Source organism: Mesorhizobium sp. ISC11, from assembly GCF_037162595.1.
Taxonomy (GTDB): domain Bacteria; phylum Pseudomonadota; class Alphaproteobacteria; order Rhizobiales; family Rhizobiaceae; genus Mesorhizobium; species Mesorhizobium ciceri.
In genome coordinates this window covers 80,544-103,345 of record NZ_JAVSPW010000002.1, presented here as the reverse complement: position 1 = coordinate 103,345, position 22,802 = coordinate 80,544, and the positions used below count along the sequence as shown (strand labels likewise).

At 58.8% G+C, this 22,802-nt stretch carries 22 protein-coding genes and 1 pseudogene; 11 read left to right on the top strand and 12 right to left on the bottom strand.

Annotated features, from left to right (window positions below):
- Positions 1-9: 9 nt before the first annotated feature.
- From RPF88_RS31560 to RPF88_RS31535, 6 genes are all read right to left on the bottom strand, one after another.
- A complete protein-coding gene (locus tag RPF88_RS31560; protein WP_013525113.1) occupies positions 10-210 on the bottom strand; it encodes a hypothetical protein in 201 nt (66 codons plus the stop codon).
- 527 nt (positions 211-737) lie between these two features.
- Positions 738-863 carry a hypothetical protein gene (locus tag RPF88_RS31555; protein WP_023811906.1) on the bottom strand — a complete coding sequence of 42 codons (126 nt, stop codon included), beginning with the start codon at positions 861-863 and terminating at the stop codon, positions 738-740.
- A 50-nt stretch (positions 864-913) separates the two neighbouring features.
- Complete coding sequence (locus RPF88_RS31550; protein ID WP_013525111.1) at positions 914-1,207, bottom strand: DUF768 domain-containing protein; 294 nt, start codon at positions 1,205-1,207, stop codon at positions 914-916.
- Positions 1,208-1,349: 142 nt separating this feature from the next.
- Positions 1,350-1,952: a DUF4142 domain-containing protein gene (locus RPF88_RS31545; RefSeq protein WP_013525110.1), complete on the bottom strand. Its 603-nt coding sequence runs from the start codon at positions 1,950-1,952 to the stop codon at positions 1,350-1,352.
- 59 nt (positions 1,953-2,011) lie between these two features.
- A complete protein-coding gene (locus RPF88_RS31540) occupies positions 2,012-3,409 on the bottom strand; it encodes a cytochrome b6 (RefSeq protein WP_013525109.1) in 1,398 nt (465 codons plus the stop codon).
- 229 nt (positions 3,410-3,638) lie between these two features.
- The gene (locus RPF88_RS31535; RefSeq protein WP_024504632.1) at positions 3,639-3,938 is read right to left on the bottom strand and encodes a hypothetical protein; all 300 of its coding nucleotides are present in this window, start codon (positions 3,936-3,938) and stop codon (positions 3,639-3,641) included.
- A 655-nt stretch (positions 3,939-4,593) separates the two neighbouring features.
- Here RPF88_RS31535 and RPF88_RS31530 point away from each other — a divergent pair.
- Positions 4,594-5,103, top strand: a complete 510-nt coding sequence (locus RPF88_RS31530; RefSeq protein WP_024504634.1) for a ferritin-like domain-containing protein — start codon at positions 4,594-4,596, stop codon at positions 5,101-5,103.
- Between the two features lie 510 nt (positions 5,104-5,613).
- On the opposite strand, the gene RPF88_RS31525 is transcribed toward RPF88_RS31530, so the two are convergent.
- On the bottom strand, positions 5,614-5,778 hold the full coding sequence (locus RPF88_RS31525; RefSeq protein WP_164752019.1) for a hypothetical protein: 165 nt from the start codon (positions 5,776-5,778) through the stop codon (positions 5,614-5,616).
- A gap of 97 nt (positions 5,779-5,875) precedes the next feature.
- Between RPF88_RS31525 and RPF88_RS31520 the strand changes: the two are divergent.
- A pseudogene (locus RPF88_RS31520) lies at positions 5,876-6,124 on the top strand (amino acid synthesis family protein); the annotation flags it as partial.
- 398 nt (positions 6,125-6,522) lie between these two features.
- Complete coding sequence (locus RPF88_RS31515) at positions 6,523-6,840, top strand: ArsR/SmtB family transcription factor (RefSeq protein ID WP_050580505.1); 318 nt, start codon at positions 6,523-6,525, stop codon at positions 6,838-6,840.
- Between the two features lie 114 nt (positions 6,841-6,954).
- Here RPF88_RS31515 and RPF88_RS31510 read toward each other — a convergent pair whose 3' ends face one another.
- Complete coding sequence (locus tag RPF88_RS31510) at positions 6,955-7,254, bottom strand: DUF1236 domain-containing protein (protein ID WP_013525105.1); 300 nt, start codon at positions 7,252-7,254, stop codon at positions 6,955-6,957.
- A gap of 474 nt (positions 7,255-7,728) precedes the next feature.
- Between RPF88_RS31510 and RPF88_RS31505 the strand changes: the two genes are divergently transcribed.
- From RPF88_RS31505 to RPF88_RS31495, 3 genes are all read left to right on the top strand, one after another.
- Complete coding sequence (locus RPF88_RS31505) at positions 7,729-8,106, top strand: low affinity iron permease family protein (protein WP_024504638.1); 378 nt, start codon at positions 7,729-7,731, stop codon at positions 8,104-8,106.
- Between the two features lie 800 nt (positions 8,107-8,906).
- Complete coding sequence (locus RPF88_RS31500; RefSeq protein ID WP_024504639.1) at positions 8,907-9,650, top strand: DUF4142 domain-containing protein; 744 nt, start codon at positions 8,907-8,909, stop codon at positions 9,648-9,650.
- Positions 9,651-9,672: 22 nt separating this feature from the next.
- The gene (locus tag RPF88_RS31495) at positions 9,673-10,269 is read left to right on the top strand and encodes a hypothetical protein (protein ID WP_013525101.1); all 597 of its coding nucleotides are present in this window, start codon (positions 9,673-9,675) and stop codon (positions 10,267-10,269) included.
- 500 nt (positions 10,270-10,769) lie between these two features.
- On the opposite strand, the gene RPF88_RS31490 is transcribed toward RPF88_RS31495, so the two are convergent.
- Entirely contained in the window at positions 10,770-12,542 is a 1,773-nt protein-coding gene (locus tag RPF88_RS31490; protein ID WP_024504640.1) for an SLC13 family permease, read from the bottom strand.
- Positions 12,543-13,684: 1,142 nt separating this feature from the next.
- Here RPF88_RS31490 and RPF88_RS31485 point away from each other — a divergent pair.
- From RPF88_RS31485 to RPF88_RS31470, 4 genes are all read left to right on the top strand, one after another.
- Positions 13,685-14,614, top strand: coding sequence for an NAD(P)/FAD-dependent oxidoreductase (locus RPF88_RS31485; protein ID WP_224673150.1), 930 nt, complete (start codon positions 13,685-13,687; stop codon positions 14,612-14,614).
- 996 nt (positions 14,615-15,610) lie between these two features.
- The gene (locus RPF88_RS31480) at positions 15,611-15,904 is read left to right on the top strand and encodes a helix-turn-helix domain-containing protein (RefSeq protein ID WP_013525096.1); all 294 of its coding nucleotides are present in this window, start codon (positions 15,611-15,613) and stop codon (positions 15,902-15,904) included.
- A 239-nt stretch (positions 15,905-16,143) separates the two neighbouring features.
- Positions 16,144-16,395, top strand: coding sequence for a hypothetical protein (locus RPF88_RS31475; RefSeq protein ID WP_024504642.1), 252 nt, complete (start codon positions 16,144-16,146; stop codon positions 16,393-16,395).
- A 313-nt stretch (positions 16,396-16,708) separates the two neighbouring features.
- Positions 16,709-16,984, top strand: a complete 276-nt coding sequence (locus RPF88_RS31470) for a hypothetical protein (RefSeq protein ID WP_013525094.1) — start codon at positions 16,709-16,711, stop codon at positions 16,982-16,984.
- Between the two features lie 1,684 nt (positions 16,985-18,668).
- On the opposite strand, the gene RPF88_RS31465 is transcribed toward RPF88_RS31470, so the two are convergent.
- From RPF88_RS31465 to RPF88_RS31455, 3 genes are all read right to left on the bottom strand, one after another.
- The gene (locus RPF88_RS31465) at positions 18,669-19,568 is read right to left on the bottom strand and encodes an SIR2 family NAD-dependent protein deacylase (RefSeq protein ID WP_013525092.1); all 900 of its coding nucleotides are present in this window, start codon (positions 19,566-19,568) and stop codon (positions 18,669-18,671) included.
- Positions 19,569-19,938: 370 nt separating this feature from the next.
- Complete coding sequence (locus RPF88_RS31460) at positions 19,939-20,091, bottom strand: hypothetical protein (protein ID WP_156949289.1); 153 nt, start codon at positions 20,089-20,091, stop codon at positions 19,939-19,941.
- Positions 20,092-20,109: 18 nt separating this feature from the next.
- Positions 20,110-20,418: a hypothetical protein gene (locus RPF88_RS31455; RefSeq protein ID WP_027161855.1), complete on the bottom strand. Its 309-nt coding sequence runs from the start codon at positions 20,416-20,418 to the stop codon at positions 20,110-20,112.
- Positions 20,419-20,979: 561 nt separating this feature from the next.
- Here RPF88_RS31455 and RPF88_RS31450 point away from each other — a divergent pair.
- Positions 20,980-22,614 (top strand): GMC family oxidoreductase, encoded by a 1,635-nt coding sequence (locus tag RPF88_RS31450; protein WP_337124020.1) that lies wholly within the window; start codon positions 20,980-20,982, stop codon positions 22,612-22,614.
- The last annotated feature ends 188 nt before the right edge of the window (positions 22,615-22,802 follow it).

Genomic DNA, 22,802 nt, shown 5'->3' with positions numbered 1-22,802 from the left:
GGACACCTCCTAGCCAGCAACAAAAATCCTGCGAACCTTTTTGGTGACACGCTGCTTGCGTTCTATGGGAGACGGCGTGATGGCCTGTGCGAGGCGCGCTTCCTTTAACCGCGCCGTCTTGGCGGCGCGCTCAGCACGTTCCTTGTCGACAATGATTGCTGCAGCTGATGTGGTCTTCTCGTTGCGAGCGTCATTATTGGTCCGCGGCATCTCAGCGCCTCGCCTTAATTCTTGTCGCCCGCAGAGCCATTTTGTACCTGGGTCGTGCTCTAACCTGGTGTATCGCCCCCTTGGGCGAGATTTTGCCTCGATGAGCCGGCTTCATGCGCAGGTGGTTGTCGTTGTCCGCTTGTGGGATGGCCATCTCGGTTCTCCTATGCGGGCCGAACTTCGATATGACACAAGTGTTCCAAGGCAACGCGCAAGCTGCTGGGCTATTTTCGAGGCAAGGAAACGCGCTTCAGGCGCGTGATCGGGGAACCGTGACAGGGGGCCGTAGCTGGAACTTTGAGAGCGCAGATAGCGTCGGCGCCTGCACACGGCGGCCCTCTCCCAAAAGCTGTCAGCCGCGGCGGTGCGATTACCGGCAGCAAAGGAGCTTGGTGTCGACGATGAACTTCCTGGCGACGAGATCGTTCGGACATTGCTGCAGCGCAGGATCCCCCCGCGAGCGCATTAGCTGGGTATTGTATGGCGTTAGGGCCGTTGAACCACCACCGGGGTGTGTCAGTAGCACCTTACAGGCAGCCGCAGGTCCAAACGAGCAGCACCGTTCCAAGCGCATAAGGGACCAGAAGCAAACCTATCGTCACCCAGAAAGCCGGCTCTGCCAAGGCGGCCATGTCCTTGCGAAACTGCTCCATGGGGCTACCCCGGCAACTTCGACAAACGAAAAGAGCTGATCTGGTATGGCCTACGGCCCGCTTTTGGCATCTTCGACCTCCAGCGCATCCATGAGGGCTGCCACATCGCTGGGTTCGCCAGCGGCGTCACCATGCACGCCAGTTCGCGCTTTCTTGAGCGCTTGCTCGATCGCATCTTCAATGTTTCCGAGCTCGTCCTCACGCACCTCGCGACCATAACCGGCCGCTTCGGCATCCTGCTCGAATTGCTGAGCCAGCACGGCGAAGCTCACTTCCTCTTGGCCGGCAAGAGTGCCGACATTCTCCTGCAGCCAGCTTTCAAAAAACTCTTTGGTCGCGTTCATCGGATAACTCCTCCACCGGATTAAGCGCGGCGGCGATCCGAAGTTCCGCCATGGCGTCACTTTCTCAATCAGACGAACAGAAGCGCGTGCGCTGACATTCACGGAAGGCAGCTGAACTTTCAGGTGCCACATGACCGCCGCTTCATTTGGCCTTTTGCGTATCCGGCGCGAACAGGGCTTGGCCTGCCAGCTTCGCGTGCAACGTGCGGGCCAGGTCAAGATGTTCAAGCACCGTCGGCAGCTTTTCGGAGGCGAAGCGCTGAAGCGCTGCATCCTCGCCCGAGCCTATCTCCCAAGCCAGGAGCTGCGCCGTCCTTTGGTGATCGACGATCTGCGCCCTCAGGTACGCCAGCTCAAACGCGGCGCCGTCGAGCTTTTCGAGATCGGAACGGATGTTCTTGTGATCTGGATCGAGCCCTTCGGGAAGTGGAATCTTGCTTTTATCGGCCACGGATTTCAGCTGCTCATTGGCCTTGTTGTGATCATCGACCATCCGATTTGCAAATTCACGGAGGTCTTCGTGGCTTGTCTTTCCAGCCGCGAGTCGCCCGAACTCTATCTCGGCCCTGCCGCCTGCCGTAATTAGCTGTACGAAAAGCCGATCCTGATAATTCGTCTGGTGCGGTGCTGGAACTCCAGGCTTCTCCATACTGGTATCGGGGGCAAGACCGGCTGGATTGCCGATTTGCGCCAGCGCACAGCAGGGCGACACTGCCAGGACTACTGTCATTATGGCGGCACGCATGAACTGTCCTCCATTCAATACCTAGTTAATTGTCGGCCACGGTTTTTCCCGGATGATGTCTAGAGCGTGAGCAAATAGGCCACCAATGCTTCCTTTTCCGATTGGTCGAGCTTCGTTCCGAGCACCAGGTTGAAGAACTCAACGGTATCGCCCAGCGTCATCAGACGGCCGTCATGAAGATAGGGCGGAGAATCCTTGATCCCGCGCAACGTGAAGGTCTTGATGGGTCCATCTGGAATGGCAACCTGGTCGTTGAACGTCTGACCAACTTTGTAGAATCGCTCGAGCTTCAGGTCGTGCATATTGTTGTCCATGAAGGACTGGGCTGGAACATGACATTCGCCGCAGCGGCCCTTTCCCATGAACACCTGCTCGCCCTTGATCTCCAGCGCACTGGCGGTAGCCGGGTCAAGTCGTCCAAAGGGATCGAGCTTGGGTGCCGGAGGAAAATCGATGATGTTCTGCATCTGCGCCATCATCGCGACCTGGTTGGGCCGATCCGGCAGGTTCACGCCCTTGCGGGTGGCGCTCACGTGATCGCCGTTGAAATAGGCGGTGCGCTGTTCGAACTCCGTAAAGTCTTCCACGGAACGCAGCGAGCGCTTGGATCCGTGGATCTGCTGGTTGAACAAGCCGCGCAGGCTGGTTGTGTCGAGCCGGAAGCGCTCGGCTTGCGGCCGCACGTCCGGGGTGAGGTGAAACGCCCCGTTGGTGTGGAAATTGGAATGGCAATCGAGGCAAGCGACACCCGTGCTTTGCATCGCTACCTTCCTGTCCTCGGTCTGGTTGAATTCCTCCTGCGGAAATGGCGTCAGCAGCAGACGAAGTCCTTCCATCTGCACGGGCGTGATGATGCCGTTCATGTATTCGTAGAAGTTGCGTATCGTCAGCAGATCCCCTCGCGACACATCTCCAAGCTCCGGGTGCGTGGTCAGAAATATTGGAGGTGGAAACTCCGGGGTAAGGTGATCCGGTAGATCGAAATCGACGTCGAAGCGGCGCAGATCGCGTCCTTCATCAGCGCCGATCTCTCTAATCTCACTTTCAGGAAAGACCTGACCTCCGGCGGCCTGCTTGACGTGCGGCAACGGTAGGAAGCCTTGCGGCAACAGACCACGATCACGAATTTCCTGAGGGGTTTTCGCTGCCAGGCTGCTCCAGGTTTCGCCTGCCGGCAGTTTCACTCGCGAGCCTTCTTGTACAGCCTTGCGCCCGCCCGACATCATGACGCCGGGCATCGGCCGGTCGGCCAGATCGTAACGGCTCTCGAGCAGGCCGCGTTGCCGTTGTGTCACAGCCGGCTTTTGCGCCTCGTCAGTTTCCTTGACCGCAGAAAAAGGCAAGCTTGGCAATGGTCGATACGTCAGATCCGGCGGCAGCGGGTCCGAAGCAACATTGAGCGTGAACGTTGCAGCGCCAAGCAGGACCGGCAAACCAAGATTGAAGATGCGCGACATATCCCCTCCCCACAGCGTTGAATTTGGCCCCAACCAGTGCGCGCCAGCTTTGTTCCATAGCTTTGATAGCCCCAACGCTCACGCTCGGCTTTCGATGATCGCCGGTGTCGCTGCTTTGGAGGGTGCGATCTGCGTGCCTTGCCTGCGTGCCGCTCTCGCCATCTTCTGGCTGATGAGTGCACGTCCGCTACCGACTCGTGGCCTTGTAGCCCGCACCGAGCGAAGCTATCTATCCCGACATTCCGGATTGTATCACCCCATCGGCCGACGACCCGTCAGACATCGCCGCATTGTTGATCTGGTCCGTCCCGAACTGAGCGACCTGAACCATCATAGCCCTGGCCTTTGCAATGAGTTCATCGTCGGGAAGAGTATGCCCGGCCTGCAGGGTAACTGTAATACACTCGCCTCCCTCGCCCCGAAATTCCACGACCGGAGCCTGGTCTCGGCTGACGACAACTCCCATCATCTGCATAAAAACCTCCTCGTCGCTTCCTGTTGGCCAGACAAACGCACCCAGCTCGGCCATCTAATCCTTGACATAGGCCCCAGGTTGACGCCCGCCTCTGGGCGCCTTGGCGTCTTTCGAATGCTCGGCGACCGCAGGGCCTGCTCCGGATATTTTCTCTGGGGCCGGTGAAGGTGTCGCCGACTTTGACGGGGTCCTGCCGCTCGATTTCTCGGGGCGGTGTGATATGTCAGTTGAAGACTTGTCTGAAGAAGTCATGGCTCTTTCCCTAGCGCGAAAACCCCAATACCAACCTGCGAAAGGCCGTGACGTTCCATCGTGATATGATCTCCGTTGTTGAACCTGCCTCGCTGGGGCGCACCGGCAACGGGCTGATTTCGCAAGACGAATAGCAACGGCCAAGGCGCTCGGGCAAGACACAGCCTGACACGTCGCGGTGCGGGTATTGGAATGCGAGCCGACGCGAAACGCTTCATTGAGATCATCCATCACGGAACCCGCGGCAGGCAGCAGCTTCGTCATTTCTGCAGGAATGCGTTTTGCCAACGCGGACACCGCGACCATGCCCGTCGCCCGCCACTCTCTCCTGGTGCCAAGCGCCCGCTTGCAGCGCCTACCTCCAGGAGCCTGCAATACAGGCTGACTCGGCAGCTCAACCGATGAGGAACAATATCTCCCTTTGAAAGTTCTGGCCGACCCATGAAGGAGGTATGAAATGTCAGAATCACGCGAATGGCTTGTCCAATGGCTCAGGGATGCTCACGCCATGGAGGAGCAGGCCGAAACCATGTTGAATGGGCAACTGAACCGGATAGAGAACTATCCTGAGCTCAGCGAGCGGATTCGCCAGCACATCCAGGAGACCAGACAGCAGGCTGCTCGGCTGGAAACCTGTCTTGACCGCATCGGACAAGGATCTTCCACACTGAAGGATGCCGGCGGCAAGCTGACGGCGATGGCGCAGTCGCTCAGTGGGGTGTTCGCCGGGGACGAAGTGATGAAGGGATCGCTTGCAAGCTACACGTTCGAGCACATGGAAATCGCCTCCTACACAATCCTGATCGCCGCCGCCAAATCGCTAGGCGAAGCAGAGGTCGCCCAGCTCTGCGAAGAGAATCTGCGTGAGGAAGTTGCGATGGCGGACTGGTTGAAAAGCCATATTCCAGCGACAGCCGAGCAGTTCCTCGCGCGGGCCGACTCGGAGAGTGACAACGCCAAGCGCTGATCTACGATCGTGGCTCGCAGGCGATAGTGAGCACCGGTCAGCGCAGCGTACGGGCCCACGCTGACCGCCGTGGCGCGGGCCCACATAGCAACTACCTTGACCAGGTAATATTCGTATCGGTCTTGGGGGTGACCGTCCTGTTTGGGCGGCAACGACAAAACGACCTGGTCTGATGACGGCAGTTCCTCATGCGGGCGTGGAGCGTCATTCCGATTGAAAACAGGAACTGAGAGAGCGGCATCTTGCATCAAGACGCAAGTCGCAAGAAGCATCGTTAGGCCACTGAAGTGAGAACCTCCGTCGGGCCGGGCCACGAAACATTCGGCAGCGGTCGGGCGTTGTCTCGGGAGTTTGGGGCGACCCGCACCGCCATGTTTTCTTGGCAGGTGATCGAGTGCGTTCTGGGAAATGCGCGTGCCACGCGGCCTCCGTTATGGCCTGACGATTCGTCCCATCAAGCTGGTCGTTTGTGCCCTCATGCGAGGAGGAAGTCCTTCCAGGCCGAGCGGGTCAGGCAACACCGGAGTATTTTTTCATTACCCTTGCTGCTCGCACGAGTGACGACCAATCAGCTCCCATAGTGGCGACGAGGTCACTAGCTTCTTCGCTGGAAATGCCGGTGCGGGCGGCGAGCTTCTTCGCAAGCAAATCGAAAGCCAGTTCGACTATCGTCATCGTTCAGCCCTTTCGCTAAGCTCTCCAATACCCTCTCGGAGGGTCTCTCGCATTAGCCCATGTTAATGACGCCATTATCCGCGAGGCGAGAAGCAATTTCCTTCACCTCGTGGGCGGCACGACCTATCTCGAATTCTGCAACACACGCAGCGCGCCTGGCGCGCTGCTGTCGCTTCCGATGATGCACAAGAGTGAGAACGGTCGCCGCTCACACTTCATCACCGCCAATTTTCAGATCGCAGACGGCCCGGCTGCCGACGAGATCGTCGTGGCCATCGGTGCTGCGGACGGCGGCTGGGTCGGCATGCGTCAGGAAGGCAGTCGCCGATTGACGGGAACAATTTAGCGAACAGTAAATTCAACGGTCTTCTGGTAGGAGGCAAAAGTGTCCCAGCGAAGCGTCGACAAAGACCGATTGGAGCGCGCAGACCGCGAGGCAAAAGTTGCTAACGCGGCCGAGAGAGAGGCGCGTTATTTGAAAACTGCGCGACTTCGAGAACAACGCCTTGCTGCCGAAGCCAAGGGTCCCCAGGCTTCGAAGAAAGGCCGATCCAGGAGCTAAGGCGCTTAGCCGCCGAGGCTGGCCGTGAGACAGCGACGCCCTTCTGATGGAACATACACCACGCTAATAGTTCTAGCGCGCCGGGCACGCGACGATCCCGGCACATCCTCATTGGGGCGCCCGCCGCTGCCGTCAAGGAGGCCGGCGCAAGGCGCGCTCGACGCGTGAGCGAGGGGAACATCATGAATCCCGAAAAGCCCAGCATTTATGCGCCATCCGCCGAGCTGCTCGCTGCCATGGCTAATGAAAAGCGCCTTCTCGCTCTAATGATTCTTGCTGACGGAGAAATGTCCGTTTCTGATCTGGCGCCGCGATTGGGGCTTAGCAACTCAGCACTCTCCCAGCATCTCGGCATGATGCGAGAATCTGGTCTGGTCACCCGGAGGCAGGAGCGCCATAAAGCGTATTACTCGTGCACAGATCTTGCCCTGAAAGTCCTTGAGCTCCTGGACTGGCTTGTTGAGCGGAAAACTCTGCCTGGCGGCGACCATCATCCATAAAGCCGGACCTTTGGAAGGTTGCGATGTCGGGACTCAAGGCTCGTCACCGGATTGTGGAGATTTGTAAGCTTCGACCCCGCCGCCAGGCGATGGCGGCGGGGTTGGATGGTTCGTTCAGTCGTAAACCTTGATGATTTTTCGGGTGCCCGGGTCCACCAGCACCGTGCGGTTGTCGACCACAACGTAGCGATATTTGACGTTGGGGACCTCATGGATCTCAACCGTTTCCGGCAGGGCTGTCCCGACATTCAGTTCCACGCCGGGGAGCTTGACCGACGCCAGGGGCTGCTTCTTCACATATTCGCGGATGACGGTGTCCTGTTCCGGCTGGATGATGATGTCGTCCGCGGCGGCTGAGCCGATCCCAGCCAATAGCAACATCGCTGCTGCGGTGTTCTTTAGAAGCATGTTCATATCTGCACTCCTGTAGGGACGGGCGCAACACGATCATCGTCCCGCGCCGCCCGGCAAGTTGAACATGGAGCCGCCCTAAACGTTCCGCCCTAGGTACTTAGGTCTAGTCCCCTTGGGACCTAAGTCTGGTTCTGGAAACCGCATTGGTCCTGTCAGCGGCAGCGGCTGGAACGCTTGGCTTCCGCGGCTGTTGTCTCTCGAATTTGGAAGAATGCAGATGGATAAAGTGTGGACCAAGCACGCTGGTTATTCGCGGCTGTTCCCTTTCTCGTGATGGCACTCGTTCTTGGCTGGCATGTGGTGGATCGGCGGGCAAACGTCCCTTCCGACGCCGAACCCGTATCTTTAACCTGCAGTAGGTGACCTGATGTTGCGCGACAAGGAGAGTCGGATCTTAGAGGCAGGCCTGTTGGCGGCGGTGCCTGTTTGTGTGGCGATTACCGCACTGGTCGCCTTGATGACCTTGGCCAGCATATGAATCGGTTCCTTTTCGCGGCCTCCGACTTCCTATCTCGGCCGCCAGGCTTCTATGTCATGCTCATGGCAATGGTTTTGTGCACCGCCCTGGTGCCTTTTGGACTGACAAATGCGGTCACCTATGCCCTGTCGGTTGCCGCCATCGTGATCACCGGTGTTGTCCTTTTACAAGGCTATCGCGATACCGCCGCCATTCACGCAAAACTCGACGAGATCATCGTTTCACTGAAGGAAACCAGGAACGACGTTGTCGGATTGGAGCATGCCGAGCCGGACGAGATCAGGGAGAAGCTTGTAAAACTCGAAGAAGAAGCGTCCCAAACGATCGGGGCTGCCAGGCGCGAACTTTCGAAAGCAACAGGAGAGAGATCATGAACAATCTCATTTGGCTCGTTGGTGCGGTGGTCGTCGTCTTGGCGATTTTGAGTTTTTTTGGCCTTCGGTAGGCGACGAGCATTTCCGCCGACAACCTGAAGGATCAGGGGGAACTACACTTGGCGTCGCAAATTGCTTTCATGAATGACAATCAGCCGCCCCCCGACAAGTTGATATCCGAGCCACCGCCAGATTGGCAGGGCGTGTTTTTTGCCACCGCTGCCCTCGTCTCGTCCTTATGCGCCCTGCTGCTGGCATTTTGGATGTCTGTTTGATCGCTGTCGGAGGGGCCATTGTCCTATAAAGAGCCAAAAAGGTTTGGCATCAAAGTTGCTTTGACAAGTTGGGGCGGATGAAGCCCGCCGCTTCGCAAATGGGGCGGCGGGCTTTCATAAGCTAACCCTCAGAAACGAGCCTTGGCCGGCATTTTACTTGGCGAAGGTCACGCATGTCGACCTGCTGACGCCGCCGGGATGCCTGGGTAAGCGCAATCTGTTGCGCTACTGACATCTTTCCGCCGTGTGGTGATCTTCTGGTCGGCCGTCCCGTCTGCTTCAGGCTCTTTGCCGGCAAGCATACCAAATTCACCGTTGGTTTTCCGCCATCAGGTCCCCTCTGCGAGCAATGGCAACTCTTCGATCGGTCTGGGGTTCCTGGACAATCTGGGATCGGTGTCACTCCGCCCAGCTCGTGACGGCGGGAATGGCGCCCCGAAAATATCCGACATTTATCAAGGCCCGGAACAAAGATGGCGCCGGGAGATTGGAGTTCATCGTCCTCCTCAACCAAGGAACCTAAGCATGAGAACCAAACTACGCATGGCATCGCTGTCGATCGCGACCGCAATGACCGCTGTACTGCCTGCCTTGTCAGCAGAGACGGCCCAGGACTTCGTCACGAAGGCCGCGATCGGCGGGATGTTCGAAGTGCAGTCCAGCAAGGTCGCTCAAAGCAAGCTCCAGGATCCGACCCTTAAGGATTTCGCGCAGAAGATGATCTCCGACCACGGTGCTGCGAACGCCAAACTCGAGAGTATTGCCGGCGAACAGAAATTGCAGGTGCCCGCCGACCTCGACGCTGCCCACAAGAGCGACGTCGACAAGTTGCAGTCAGCTGCGGCGCCAGTCGATGCAACCTATGCCGACATGCAGAAGACGGCGCATGCCGATGCTGTAAGCATGTTTGAAAGCTACGCCAGGGACGGCGACAATTCCGCTCTCAAGTCGTTTGCAAGCGAGACGTTGCCGACACTCAAGATGCATCAGGAGATGGTTGGCAAGGTCGCGGCTGCCGCTCCTGCCCCCGACAGTTCCGCGCCAGCCGCGTCCGATGCGGCCGCCACAAATTCTGTGGCCCCGGTGCCTGGCGCCAACAGCTTCACCGAGGACCAGGCCAAGAACGCCATCGAGAAGGCGGGCTACTCGGACGTCTCCGCCCTGACGAAGGATGACAAGGGCATCTGGCGTGGAACGGCGAGCAAGGACGGCAAAGCAGCACCCATCGCCCTCGACTTTCAAGGCAACGTCGTTGCCGGCAAGAATTGATCTCCAACCAAGGACAAATCAAATGAAAACCGTAACAGGCCTCTTCGACAATTATGATCAAGCAAGCGACGCTGTGGGCGAGCTTGAAGCCACGGGCGTTCCGCACGACGATATTAGCATCGTGGCGGGTAATTCGGGCGGCCGGCTTACGGGCGAAGCGTCGGAGGCTGGCGAGGATGCGGCAGCAGGGGCTGGTGTCGGCGCCGTAGTCGGCGGGGCCGGCGGCCTGCTCACCGGCCTTGGCCTGATGGCCATACCTGGTCTCGGCCCCGTGGTTGCCGCGGGCTGGCTGGCAGCGACTGCGGTCGGCGCTGTCGGCGGTGCCGTGGTCGGTGGCGCAGCTGGCGGCATCATCGGCGCGATGACAGAGTCCGGTGTGCCGGAAAGCGACGCACATGTTTATGCCGAAGGCGTTCGGCGCGGGGGAACAATGGTTATAGCCAGGGTCGAAGACGACCTTGTCCCCGACGCGGAACAGATACTGAAGCAATATAATTCCGTCGACATAGCCCATCGGCGAACCGAATACGAAGCAGGCGGTTGGACCGGCTTCGATCCAACGGATGAAGTCTACACAGGTGATGACCTGGAAAGCGCCAGAGGTCGTCGCAACGTGTGAGATGAAATGACTGGGCGGCTAACAGCCGCCCTCGTCCTTCCTGCGCGATGTGCAACGCTGGTATCTCAGGTAGCACCAAGGTCGAATGGTCGTCGCGACGACTTGCAGTTCACCAGGGCCCTGCCGCTGAGCAACACACGACTTGTGATGCTGATCGCAGCCCGAAAGGGCCTCGTATTCTCGAAGAAAGCGTTATCGGCCTGTCGTCATCACGAAGGTGAACCGGCTTTTCCTAGGTGAGAAACGACGTCAATACTCCGCCAAGCCCCTGACAATCTCGCTGCGGTGTATAGTCCATGGCCTAAGGTTTGTTTGCTGGCTTTCCCTTTGCCCCGATAGAGCGGCCGGAACACAGTTTCTGTTGCCGCGGGCGGGACGAGAGGGGAACTGCTGGCGACACTGACCGCAGGTTGGCCAGCCCGCGTCAGGCTTGCGCGGCGACCTCATTCACGATTGTGGTGTCGTGTGGGATTTCCAAGAAGGCATCCGAATATCGGATGTCAGTTCATTGGCCAGACGATCATAAGCATCGGCACAGCAACAATGACTACGAGGAAAGACAGGGGAAGTCCCAGACGCGGATAGTCGCTGAAGCGGTAGCCACCCGGCCCCATGACAAGCGTGTTGCACTGGTGTCCGATCGGGGTGAGAAAATCACAGCCGGCGCCAATGGCGACAGCCATCAAAAACGGTTCGGGCCTGTAGCCCAGATCACTAGCAAATTCGGCGGCGATAGGCGCCATGACAAGGACGGTGGCGGCATTGTTGAGGAATGGCGTAACGGCCATGGCGGCGACAAGGATGAGCGTCAGTGCGCCGGACGCCGGAAGGAGGGTCCCCAGTCTAGCAAGCTCGCCGGCAACTACTCCCGTAGCTCCTGTACTGCGTAGTGAATCGCTCACTGGAATGAGAACGGCGAGCATGACGAGGATAGGCCCATCGAGCGATTGGTAAACATCGCGGAGCGGAATGACCTTGAAAAGCACAATCGCGACCGCGGCCGCGAAAAAAGCGACGGACACTGGCAGCAGCCCAAACGCCGTCGCCACCATGGCGAGAGCAAGGACCACTACCGGCACGATACCCTTGCGGACGCTACCAAGAAGGATAGCCCTTTCTGCCAGCGGTAAGCAGCCGAGTTCACGAAGTATCTCGGGCATCCTCGCTGCACTGCCCCGCAAGACGACAACGTCCCCGAGCCTCAGCTCGACTGCGGCCAGCCTGCGGTCGAGGCGCTCCCCACGACGGCTGACGGCCAGGAGGTTGACGTTGAAGCGATCGTAAAGGGCAAGGCGCTGGGCGGTCCAGCCGATCAAAGAGGAGCTTTCACCGATTACGGCTTCGATAGCGACCATCTCGTTGGTGGTGTCGTCACCACCGCCCCTATCCCCGGTCACGCTGAGCCTGCCCTGGGAGACAAGGCGATCCAGCGCTTCTGGGTCGCCCTCGAGCAACAGGATGTCATCCACCTTGAGGACCACGTCGGGCAGTGGCGTCATCCGCATCGTGCGATTGCGCAGGATCGACGTCACGATTGCATCGCCCCCGGCGAGCTTCATGAGGTCTGCGACGGTTTTCCCGAGCACCGTGGAGTCGGCGACAATTCGAGCCTCTGTGAGGTAATTCTTGATGTCGAGGGCTTCATTCAGTGACCCGCCATGCTTTTCGCGCACCGGCAACAACCAATAGAAAAACAGCAGGAAGATCGTTCCGGCAGCGGCTATGGCAGCTCCAACAGGTGTGAAGTCGAACATTGTGAAGGCGGTTCCGATCAGCTCCTCTCGCACTCGGGACACTACGATGTTGGGTGATGTTCCCACCTGCGTCATTAGTCCGCCGAGCAGTGACCCGAATGCCATGGGCATCAGGAATATCGAGGGTGAAATGTTAGACCGGCGCGCGAACTGGAAGGCGATCGGAATCATGATAGCGAGCGCCCCGATATTCTTTACAAAGGCAGAGAGGATCGTGACCACGATCACCAGCAGCGCCAGTTGCGACCGAACTCCCGATAATTTCGGAGCAAAGCGCTTGATCGCTGCCTCCATGATACCCGAGCGTGCTATCCCTGCGCTCACCAGCAGAGCACTGCCGACAATAATCACGATATCGTCGCTGAACCCGCTGAAGGCTTCGTCAAAAGGCACAATGCCAACCGCGACAGCAAGCAACAGTGCCACAGCCGCGACCAGATCATATCGATAGCGACCCCACACGAACGCTGCCATCATCACGAAGGTTACGGCAAATGACAAAATTTGCGGCGTAGTCATGTCTTCGAATGCCCCGGCCCGCCAGTGCGACTAATGAGAACGGCCAAACCGCCCCTTTTGTTGCTTCGCTCATTGCTGGGCCAAAGCGGTCCGGCGGCGTTGGGCCAGGAGCGGATCGGCAGCGTTTAGAAACGGATTTTACGAAGCGGTCTTCGGACTTTGACAGACATCGATGTGCTCTGACCAATCCGACGCTTCAGCCCCAAACCAGGAAGGCCGAGCCGGGATCAAAAAGGATGCGCTTGCCTCATGTCGAGTCCACCTGGAAAATCGCCCGGACACCACGGATCGGGCGGCGTGCGGAGATCTTTTTCTCACCTGAAGTGCCACAGCAACACCCCCGATATGCAGGGAGGTGCCTCTGGTGCCTGACCCGTGGGCGAGCAGTTTTCTTGGCTACATTCGATTCTCAGGAAGCTTGAATCACGCGGCCTCTCTTTTGTTTTCGTAGCTGACAGGAGCCCCCTCGAAAGCCAGATCACTCCCGCGAGCCCAGTTCTTCTCAGCATCGATCAGCTCATTCTCCCCAGTCAAGCCGTTCAGAAACAGCCTGAGTACGTGCGCAGCTGTCCGTTCTCCGGCCCACGAAGCAACAGGTACGCCGCGCTGTTCGCAGACCGTCGCACAAACACGGGCAAGCATCACAATATCGCTCGGTTCCAAAAATCGACCTGGATACAACATACCGTCCTCTGTTGGAAAGCCTCGTGAGCCTTTGATTACGCGAGGTCACCGGCAGCAACAATCAACTATGATAGTCTGCACCTCGACTGGGTCAGTAAATTTGAGCGGCCCTTCAGACGATCGGCATTGCGCCCTCCGGATCGGAAGGACGGGGCTATCAGGTGGGTTTTCCCGGCAGGTCGATCCGATTCGAATCGCGTCGGCTTGGGAAATGCGCACGGTCGCAGGTCTAACAAGTTGGCCTGTGAAATGCCATGTCGGCATTTTCGGGCACCTCGAATTGAAGCCTGATTTGCAGAAGCTGGAATCGCTTGATGGCGAAGACTGCGCAAATCAGATTGAGGCGCGCGCCATCGCCCGGTGAAAGGGACCTCGACGAGTTGCCGCGTAAATCACGTTTGGAGGCCTGACCGTCGCTCATCCCCTCTGCCAAAGCAGGGAACAAGATCCTGTTTGCAATGTTGGGCGAAATGCCAATTTCTTCCCCCGGTCATGAATTCGACGTGGCTATTGTCGGCGGCGGCCCCGCAGGACTTGCGGCAGGCATGTATCTGGCCAGATTCCTGCATTCGGTGATCGTGGTCGACGCTGGCGACGCACGAGCCAAGCTCATTCCAAAATCGCATAACTGTCCTGGCTTCCCGGACGGCGTAGGCGGGTCAGAGTTGCTCGGCCGTCTCAAAGCCCAGGCACAGAGATACGGTGCAGGCGTAGTGGACGGTCGTGTAGCGGGCGCCAAGAAGCGCGACGGGACCTTTGTGCTGACGACCACCTTCGGGACCATCCGAGCAAGGCGCGTGGTTCTTGCAACCGGGATCGTGGACAAGGCCCCGGCAATAGAAGGGCTGGAGGAGGCCGTCGCGGCCGGCACCGTCCGACTGTGTCCGGTCTGCGACGCCTATGAGGCCGTGGGCAAGCGCATCGGCGTCGTCGGCCCAGAGCATCTGGCGCTCAAGGAAGCCCTGTTTTTGAAGGAGTACAGCGGTCAGGTTACCTTGCTTGCCAACTATCCGGAGGATATTTCCGATGCCGCCCGCGGCATGGCCTCGGCAGGCGGCATCGAAATCTGGGACACCGTCGAGGATCTTGTTGCTCGAGCAACCGGGTTCGGCGTTGTCATGGCCGACGGTGCGCCAATGCGGGAATTGGATGTGGTGTACCCCGCAATGGGGTCTGATGTGCGCTCTGAACTTGCCGTCGCACTCGGTGCAGAGTGTGACGCGCAAGGATATGTTCTGGTCAGCCGACACCTCGAAACGTCGACTGCGGGTCTCTATGCCATTGGAGACGTGGCTGAGGGCCTCAATCAAATTGCCGTTGCGTTTGGCCATGCCGCCACCGCAGCAACACATATCCACAATGCACTTCAGTCTAGACCGGAAAGCTGACCGGCCACCCTAGCACAGGGCGCGCGCCATAGCGCTCCAGGTCAGTGCGCTTCGAAGGACGCTTCAGATCCGCTCATCGGTGGCCGGCCTCGGGCGCGAAACGTTCAAATCAATTTTGTCCGGCAGGTCTGGCCAGGCATTTTTGATAGCGGTGGTTGTCATTCTATGGACAGGCGGGATGATGACCATCCGGACGTGTCGTTCAGGCCAGAGCGGGTTCCCGAAAATCAGGAAAACGACTGCTACCAGGACGCTTACCAACCCCGCTGCAAACACATTCGCGATGATCTCACCAGGCTGCATACGCTCTCCATGAATGAGTACCCGCCACGCCAAGCGAGCCGTGGCGGGTATCAACCAACCGACGATGAAGGGACGATGATCGACGGTCACATTTCCAAATGTGGAAAAGGCTTCCTTGTTTCACAGGTCAGACCTTTGCGATTCCATGTCGGGCTTTGGTCGGGCCCAGACAAGATAGAGTGCTTGCCAGGAGGTGTGTAGCAGCGCCAGCTTGAACGCCCGTCAACGACCAGCAATAACGGCTTTCGGAAACCAGGTCGCCTTGATCCGCAACATATTTAGTGGGTCCGCCCCACTTGCGGGTAGAGGCGGACCCGGACGAGGCTTGGGGACCTCGACCGGCAGCGGGGGACGCTGCCGCTTTTCCAACCTGCCGCGACATATCAGGTTCCGCTGATTCACAAAAAGCCCGCCACCGCGAAGTGGCGGGCAGGTTCTGGAGTGTGCTGGGACCAACCAGCATAGGTCAACGAGCCGCAACAGGGTTGGTTGCGATAGCGGCGGACGCCCGCCAACCCGCAGCGCTCGCTTCAGGCGCCCACTGCTTGCCCCCCGTCCCGGTGCCCGCCTATTGCCTGTCGCATGCATTGCTGAGACATCGCTCGTGACGTCCCCCGCGACGGGAATTGCTCGATCCTTCGATCGTCGCATAGATCGAAGGAACATTTTAGACGTATCGAATGTTCAAATCCTATGGACAACCGAACCCAACTTTCACCAGCTCAATCGAGAGCAGCACGCGCCCTGCTGAACTGGCCGCGAGTACGGCTTGCCGCAAAAGCGAGCGTTAGCGAAATGACGATCAGAGATTTTGAGAACGGTATTCGAAATCCGCGTCCCCACAAGATCGCGGCCATGCGTCAGGCGTTTGAGGACGCGGGAATTGCTTTCACCTTCGAAGGCGCTCCATCGCTAGCCCGCCCTGAAGGGCATAGCAGTCTCTCCACCACCAATAGAATGTGGCGCAGCCGGCAGAGACAAGCATAACGATAAAGGTCCTTGAGCCTCGTATTAGCAATCCACTTGACCCACGGCCCACCTAAAGGGGCGAGCCAAGAAACCGGTCAAGCCGGTGAGGCGTCGTTGCTGTATGCATCGTTTGAACATTACTTCGGATACGCTCCTGACTTCTTCATTGACCTCGTCAGGCTTGGTACCGGCATCACCGGCGGCTGGTCCGCAAGGTCGCTGGCAGCCATGGGGGGAGCCGGTTCTGGAAACGGCAGATGGCTCGCGATCCAATCGTCGAGGAACCTGCGGCCGCGAGCATCATCCGGTCAAACCAGGATCGTAGTGGAGATGGCATCGTGGATCGTGCCATAGAGGCTGTCGATGGGCTGGCGGAAGCGTCCATGCAGTCACGATGCTTTCAGCTCATCGAACCTCGGGCGCCAAAGAGTGTTCCGTTGGTTTTTGCTGAAATGGCGGGAACTTTTTCCTCCGGCGGTGATTTTCGTCGCCATGACAAAACTGTCTGACCTTGGACCTCGCATCCCCCGCAACGGGGGTAATTGCATTCGCGAAAAGGACCGCTTCTACGCGTGTCCATCTTGCGGCCAGAAAGTCGATCAGACCGATTTGCGGCAAGTCATGTGGCACGAACGGCCTGGCCACGAGCCGCTGGAGCCGGAAGACAGCGCGACGATAATCAAGTTCCCGGAGCCCCGGAAATAGCGATCAGTCGCATGTGACCCGCCGTCCATCGAGGCAGCGGGCGCGACTTCCCCCCTCGCAAAAATCAAAGGAACAAAGGTCAGATCTCGCAGTTGTGCGATCACCTGGGAGGGAACGATGTTGCATCACGAAATCGGCACTGTTTCGGACTGGTCGAAGTTGGTGTCGGACGATCCTCTCATCGCCGCCGATATCGCCCAGCGTCTTTCTGTGCTAGCGTGCAATGACAAGTCTACCGCTGCCGACGTCCAGTCGCCCAGCGCCGTGAGATTTCGAGGTTCCGACCTCACCAGCGCAGCACCCACCGAGTATCCGCGGCCGATTGTGCTTCTAGCGACGATCTGTGGGTCGACGGTCGTGGGTATAACGCTGCTTCTGGCGGCGGCGGTTTGAGCCACGGGACCTGATGCCGCTCCCCCAGACACTGTCTTCGATTGAGATGACGCTCGAATGTCCGGCATGCGGAACGGCTTTCATCAAACCGGGGCGTTGGTTCATCGCTGCCGCCCACTATCGGTGCGAAGGTTGCCAGCGTTTACACCGCCTTACCTATCCAGAAAAGGTGGAATTGTTCGACAGATATACCAAGCGTCTGACGACAGTCTCGCAGCGAGGGACAACGAGGCCGCGCGAGTGCCCCAGCTTACAAGGCAACGACAAGGCCAGTGACGCTCCACCGGGACGGGAAGGGTAACCGACGAGGCAGCGGAAGAGTGTTCGCCTGCCAGCACGTCCGGCTGATGCTTGGTTCGATCACTCGTTCTCTGACCATCTCGTTGCATGACAGCGACGACGGCAGAGCTTTGGTTCATAAAACCGAGGAGGTTCGTTTGAGCCTGGCTTCACGTTTAGGACGGCGTCCCGTAGCGGCCGCCACATGATCGAGCGGCCTTCATCCGCTGCAAGCACCTTGCCGCGGCGCACAGATTACGATGGCCGAGATGAAATGATAAAGATTGCCGAGGCGTTGATGAGAGCATCGACACTGATAGACATGCCAAACGTCGGCATGCCGCGATGGTCTGTAGCACTCGCCATTCTGCACGATGCGGAGGGTGGCGCTTCCAGCATGTGGAACATATCGAAAGCCGCTGTGTTCTGGCGCCAAAGGAGATCGCGATGATCCGTTGGCTAGTCAGAATCGGCGCCTTATATGCGGCATACAAACTCGGCGAAGCTGCCGGGCGCAGTGAGCAGGAGGTCATTCCTCTCCCGCCCTCCGACCGGCAACGGCAGCCAGGTAGGCAGGAGCGGACCGACCTCGGCGTCGAGCCATCCTAAAAACGCAGGTCGCTGGCCGCAGGCCGGTTCTTCAGCGAATAAGCTCGTCCCATGACAGGCGTGTGACGCCAACGCTCTGTGCGAAGGACGGGGCGCGGCGCTGAGCTTCGGGATGTTGGTCAATCGATCGATGCACAGCGAAGACCCGTCATTGATCAGCAATGACGGGTCTTGCTTTGAGACCACTTGGCCCGGGGTTGTAAGCCAAGCTGCCACCCAAACTTTGATTCGCGACACAGGTTCCCAGCTTGGCCAAATAATGCCGGTGGCGTCATCACCACACAAAGGCCCGCCGCTGAACGGACCAGGCGGCGACGGGCCGCACCAGACCGCTTGGCTGTGCAGGCCAAGCTGCATGCCGAACATCGATCTTTTCACAAGGGTTCCAGCGCCGTGGTTCGGACCGGAGGAGGCCGGTTCTGGTAGGCAGCGTCCAGGTCGCCGACAGGCACCACACGAACATCTATCCCAAAAATTGCGATCGCATCGGGAGGACTTCGAAGCTGTCGCCAACTTCGGCACCGATGATAATGTCCAAGGTTGCGTCCCAACAAAAAAGCCCGCCACCTTTCGGCGGCGGGCAGTCTCACAGGGGGAAAACACACTGAACGGGAACAGTGCCCCCTTCGAAGCTTGTTGATGCGAGAATGTTCCAGCGCGTCCGCCAGAATAGTTGAAAGCTCACATGGGAGATCGCATGCTCTATGGGATGCGATTTTCAAACTGGCCACACAAACTGGCTATGATCGCCTCTGGAACGACGTTCTCTGCCGTAAGGCGTTCCTTGAGAGCCCGCCTAGCTGCCCCTGGACCTGACTGTTTCAATCGCTCTTTGTCTGACGACGGTTCCCTCATGGGTCGTCTCTCCAGGCTCGGCTCCGTCCCCAACCATCTCCGCCAGCCGGCTGAGGAAGTCCACCAAAGCAGCTTGCGGCTCGTCGATTTCGCCGACGACGACCGAAATGCCCCAACGTCCAAGCACGGCCTCCTCCACAGGGTTTCGGCTGGTCATGAAGATGAACGACGGCGGGCGATCTTTCTCATAGCCGGACCGATGCCACGTCTGCCAGAGACGGTGCAGCAACAACCGAATGTTTGGGTCGGAAAGGCTATAGCCAATGAAAAGGATCGTGCTGCCGAGTGCATCCGAGCGAAAACGCACGTCCAGCGGAGAATTGAAGGAGAGGCGATCAAGGTAGTCCGTCTCGGTGAGGACGAGGGAAGAATCCTCGTCGAAATCACCATGGAATTTGACGATGTGGGTAACGCCCTGGCGGGCCTGCGCCACATCGCGTGCATTGGCCACTTTCACGTAGTCCCGACCGTATATTTCATAAGCCAGTTCCAGGTTACGGTCATAATTGGTTGTGTAGATGACAGGGAAATCGAGCTTCACGATGAGACGATGCAACTCGGATTTCTCGATCCGGTCCTTGGGGACAGACCAATTTCGGTCCATCCAACTGCGAAGTGGCCCGATGCTGCCATGCTTGATCCGATAGTACTCGGCCAGGGTTTGAAAACGATCGCGTCGCATGGAAAATTCGTCGTCGACACCGAGCTCCTTTGCCATTCGCTCTATCAGCTTCTCCCAAGAAGGGAGTCCAACACTGATCGACACCCCTGCCCCAACAAACAGAATTGCGCTGCGGTGGTGAATTGCGTTGGCGAGCGAATCTACAGGGTCATCGTTCATGGCCAAGGCTTTCGAGGCCACGCGCGCAGGCAGACCCTAAAGGCGCTTGTTGTTTCGGTTGCTGTCGATCTTGGAATGCAGCCAACCATCTGGAACCGCACGGCTCATGGCAGCCGCATTGTGGTTCGCTGCCCGCGACCGGCTCCTGTTTCTGCTTACCGGTCATGTGGATCCGGTTCTGCGCCAGCCACTTGCCGCGGCTTCGTTCCAGTCGCGCAATTGCTGAGAGCCTGCGTCGCTTCGGGCCAGGGAAGACGGCGAGAGGGTAGTTCATTGTCGTGACGGCGATGATTGTCATTGCGGCCTAAACACCCGTGGGCTGACATGTTCCTTGTGCTCGAAAATATTCCATGTGGTGCCTTCGCCAGAGCTACGGGTTCAATGCGGGAATGGTCTCGCGTCCAGGGTCGCGGCCCGCCTCGCCGAAAGCGGTGGCATTGCAGTGTGCGTGACCGTCACGGTATGCGGTCACCGCCTCCCCCCGGAATTCGACCACCTTGTTGACCACGACGATTTCCTGCACCTGCCTGTCTTCCTCCCTTCACATCTGATCGTTGTAGGGCTGCTTGGTTATCCCGACTTGCCTGGCCAGCTCGGCAAACGGTGGCACACCCGCTTCGAACTGTTTGGTGTTAGCCAACCGCAAAAGCCGCAAAGGAAAACAGACTGCGTCCCGGTTGGCGGGCGACATGTCCTCGAAGAGGCGCTCATCAGCCGTGAACGAGGCCTCCGCGGTTTTCAAAGCCATATCGATATCATCAACCGAAAGAAGGCCCCTCCGGACCAAGGCGTTATTGACGGCAGCGACCGCCATAAGCAAACCTTCCAATTGCAGGTTGGCGACGTTCATGGGCCATTGTCCTTCATATCGTTGGGCGCCCGTCTATCGATAATCCTGCTCCGGAAGCCTTGTGGCGTGCGGCGATGGGATTGCCGGCTTGCTAGAGCGTTTCGGCTGCGCGGCCGCGCCGGAACTGGCATCTGGTAGCGCCATGGCTTGGATCTCCGCTGGGCTGCTGGACAACTCTCCACATGCCTCGAGGTTCCGGATCGCCATGGCAACCTCGCAAGCAGAGGCAAGGCTTCAGCCGGAGCCAACAGCGTGTCTGTCGGCGAGCCATGGGCGGGAAATCTCGCGAATGGAACCGGAATACCACCACCGAACTCAGGCTGAGAAGTGCGTTCACCATAACCATGCCCTTTGAGGGTGGTCGCAACAAAAACTCTTCCGGTTCGGGCCCCTTGAAGTCGTCACGGACCTCGCCACCAAAGCCACCTCTTTTGGGCCGGCGCTTCAAATGCGATCAATCGGGTGGTTGCCAACTGCTCCTCGCGCGCTACCTGCTTCGCCCAAGCCGGGCGCGAAGGGTGGGAGCGTGCCTTCGGGGATCGAACAAATCCGGAGTGAACGTTGATCGCTCAATTCACCGCAGCGGGCGACGGACTTGCCTACGACATCTGCATTGTCGGAGGTGGCACTGTCGGCCTGGCCATTGCCGCGGCGCTCGAAAATGCAAAGCTACGCGTCTGCGTTCTGGAAGCGGGCGGCAGGTGGCAGACCAAGAGATCGCAGGAGCTCTACCACGGCATTGTCGCAGATCCCCTCGTCCACCCGCCTGTCCAGAATTTCCGGATACGAGCGCTGGGAGGATCGAGCCGAGCATGGGGTGGCCGCTGCGTGCCGTTCGATAGCATCGACTTCCAGAAGCGGGAATGGGTGTGCAATTCGGGCTGGCCGATCACCTATGAAACCCTGCTGCCCTACTACCGTCGGGCGCACGAGGTGATCGAGGTCGGGTCTTACGACTACGATCCAACAAGCGCGTTGCCTGGTTCTCGCGTTGAACTATTCGAGGGCGTCGACGGCGATTTGTTCAGGACCCGCCTGGAGCGGTTTAGTCGACCAACCAACGTGTGGAAACGGCTTTCCGGGTTGCTGCGGACTTCGCGTCATATCCACATCTGGTTAAACGCTGCGGCGACGGGAATTCGCCTGGCGCCGAACGGGCGTTGCGTCCACCACATCGACTGTGTTGACTTGAAGGGCACAAAGCGTGAGGTCACGGCTTGCCATTACATTGTAGCCGCCGGCGGCTTTGAGACCACCCGATTGCTACTTGCCTCGAATGATGTGATGCCAGCTGGTATCGGCAACGCCCGAGATCAGCTCGGTCGTTTCTATATGGCCCATCTGGGAGGCACAGTCGGAGCACTAAAGTTGCCGAACGCCCAGCAGGCGGTTGCTTTTGGCTACGACCGGGACGCGGCCGGCATCTACTGCCGAAGGCGGCTGTCGCTCACGGAGCGAGCGCAGCGGGAGCATTGCTTGCTCAACCAGATCTTCCGCACCCATCTCCCAGATCCAGCCGATCCCAGCCACAACGACCCGATCCTCTCGGCGATGTATCTCGTGAAAAGGACATTTCTCCCGAAACAGCTCAGAGGTCGGCTGCAACATTCAATGACGCTGGACGAAAAGCTCGCGCACGTTCAGAACGTCGTATCCTCGCCAGTGCGCCTCGGGCGCTTCGGTTTGCGCTGGATGGCGAACAGAACTTTCGCACGGCGAAAGCTGCCCTCCATCGTATTGGGGCCGCGCGCCAATGTGGTCAATCTTGAGTTTCATTCGGAACAGGAGCCGAACCCCGCAAGCAGACTGACGTTGGTGAGCGAACGCGACCGATTGGGTATGCCGAAGCTGCGCGTCGATTGGAAAACCACGAGCAACGATCTCCAAAGCATCGCGCGCGCCTATCGACTGCTCGGTTGGAAGTTGGAGAAGATCGGAGCTACCATTTCAGGATTTGAACCTGGCCATGTGATCGAAATGGCAGGCAAATCAGGCGCCATGGACGGTCATCACCTCGGTACCACGCGAATGTCTGCGAGCCCGACCGACGGGGTTGTTGACGCTGAATGCCGAGTTCATGGACTGATGAACCTGCACATCGCGGGCGGCTCGGTTCTGGCAACATCCAGCCAGGCGAATCCCACCTTGACGATCTTGGCCCTTGGGCTCCGTCTCGCCGACAGGCTTCGCCGGTGATGATCACACCGGCAGCTGCTGAGTGACTGCGCCCAACTCGCGCCTAACGTGGGCTGCTTCATCACATTCGCAGGCCGCTTCCTGTGTGTCAGGCTATCTGCTGCCCGCACGTATCGCGGCAGCGTCTCTAGTTCGCGCCGCGCGAATGTGGGCAAGCTCGCCAGCGAGGCACGCATACTCGTTAGCTG

Coding starts and splice junctions, on each gene's coding strand:
- RPF88_RS31560 (WP_013525113.1), bottom strand. CDS start 210: ATGCCGCGGACCAATAATGACGCTCGCAACGAGAAGACCACATCAGCT.
- RPF88_RS31555 (WP_023811906.1), bottom strand. CDS start 863: ATGGAGCAGTTTCGCAAGGACATGGCCGCCTTGGCAGAGCCGGCTTTC.
- RPF88_RS31550 (WP_013525111.1), bottom strand. CDS start 1,207: ATGAACGCGACCAAAGAGTTTTTTGAAAGCTGGCTGCAGGAGAATGTC.
- RPF88_RS31545 (WP_013525110.1), bottom strand. CDS start 1,952: ATGCGTGCCGCCATAATGACAGTAGTCCTGGCAGTGTCGCCCTGCTGT.
- RPF88_RS31540 (WP_013525109.1), bottom strand. CDS start 3,409: ATGTCGCGCATCTTCAATCTTGGTTTGCCGGTCCTGCTTGGCGCTGCA.
- RPF88_RS31535 (WP_024504632.1), bottom strand. CDS start 3,938: ATGGCCGAGCTGGGTGCGTTTGTCTGGCCAACAGGAAGCGACGAGGAG.
- RPF88_RS31530 (WP_024504634.1), top strand. CDS start 4,594: ATGTCAGAATCACGCGAATGGCTTGTCCAATGGCTCAGGGATGCTCAC.
- RPF88_RS31525 (WP_164752019.1), bottom strand. CDS start 5,778: ATGACGATAGTCGAACTGGCTTTCGATTTGCTTGCGAAGAAGCTCGCC.
- RPF88_RS31515 (WP_050580505.1), top strand. CDS start 6,523: ATGAATCCCGAAAAGCCCAGCATTTATGCGCCATCCGCCGAGCTGCTC.
- RPF88_RS31510 (WP_013525105.1), bottom strand. CDS start 7,254: ATGAACATGCTTCTAAAGAACACCGCAGCAGCGATGTTGCTATTGGCT.
- RPF88_RS31505 (WP_024504638.1), top strand. CDS start 7,729: ATGAATCGGTTCCTTTTCGCGGCCTCCGACTTCCTATCTCGGCCGCCA.
- RPF88_RS31500 (WP_024504639.1), top strand. CDS start 8,907: ATGAGAACCAAACTACGCATGGCATCGCTGTCGATCGCGACCGCAATG.
- RPF88_RS31495 (WP_013525101.1), top strand. CDS start 9,673: ATGAAAACCGTAACAGGCCTCTTCGACAATTATGATCAAGCAAGCGAC.
- RPF88_RS31490 (WP_024504640.1), bottom strand. CDS start 12,542: ATGACTACGCCGCAAATTTTGTCATTTGCCGTAACCTTCGTGATGATG.
- RPF88_RS31485 (WP_224673150.1), top strand. CDS start 13,685: ATGTTGGGCGAAATGCCAATTTCTTCCCCCGGTCATGAATTCGACGTG.
- RPF88_RS31480 (WP_013525096.1), top strand. CDS start 15,611: ATGGACAACCGAACCCAACTTTCACCAGCTCAATCGAGAGCAGCACGC.
- RPF88_RS31475 (WP_024504642.1), top strand. CDS start 16,144: ATGGCTCGCGATCCAATCGTCGAGGAACCTGCGGCCGCGAGCATCATC.
- RPF88_RS31470 (WP_013525094.1), top strand. CDS start 16,709: ATGTTGCATCACGAAATCGGCACTGTTTCGGACTGGTCGAAGTTGGTG.
- RPF88_RS31465 (WP_013525092.1), bottom strand. CDS start 19,568: ATGAACGATGACCCTGTAGATTCGCTCGCCAACGCAATTCACCACCGC.
- RPF88_RS31455 (WP_027161855.1), bottom strand. CDS start 20,418: ATGAACGTCGCCAACCTGCAATTGGAAGGTTTGCTTATGGCGGTCGCT.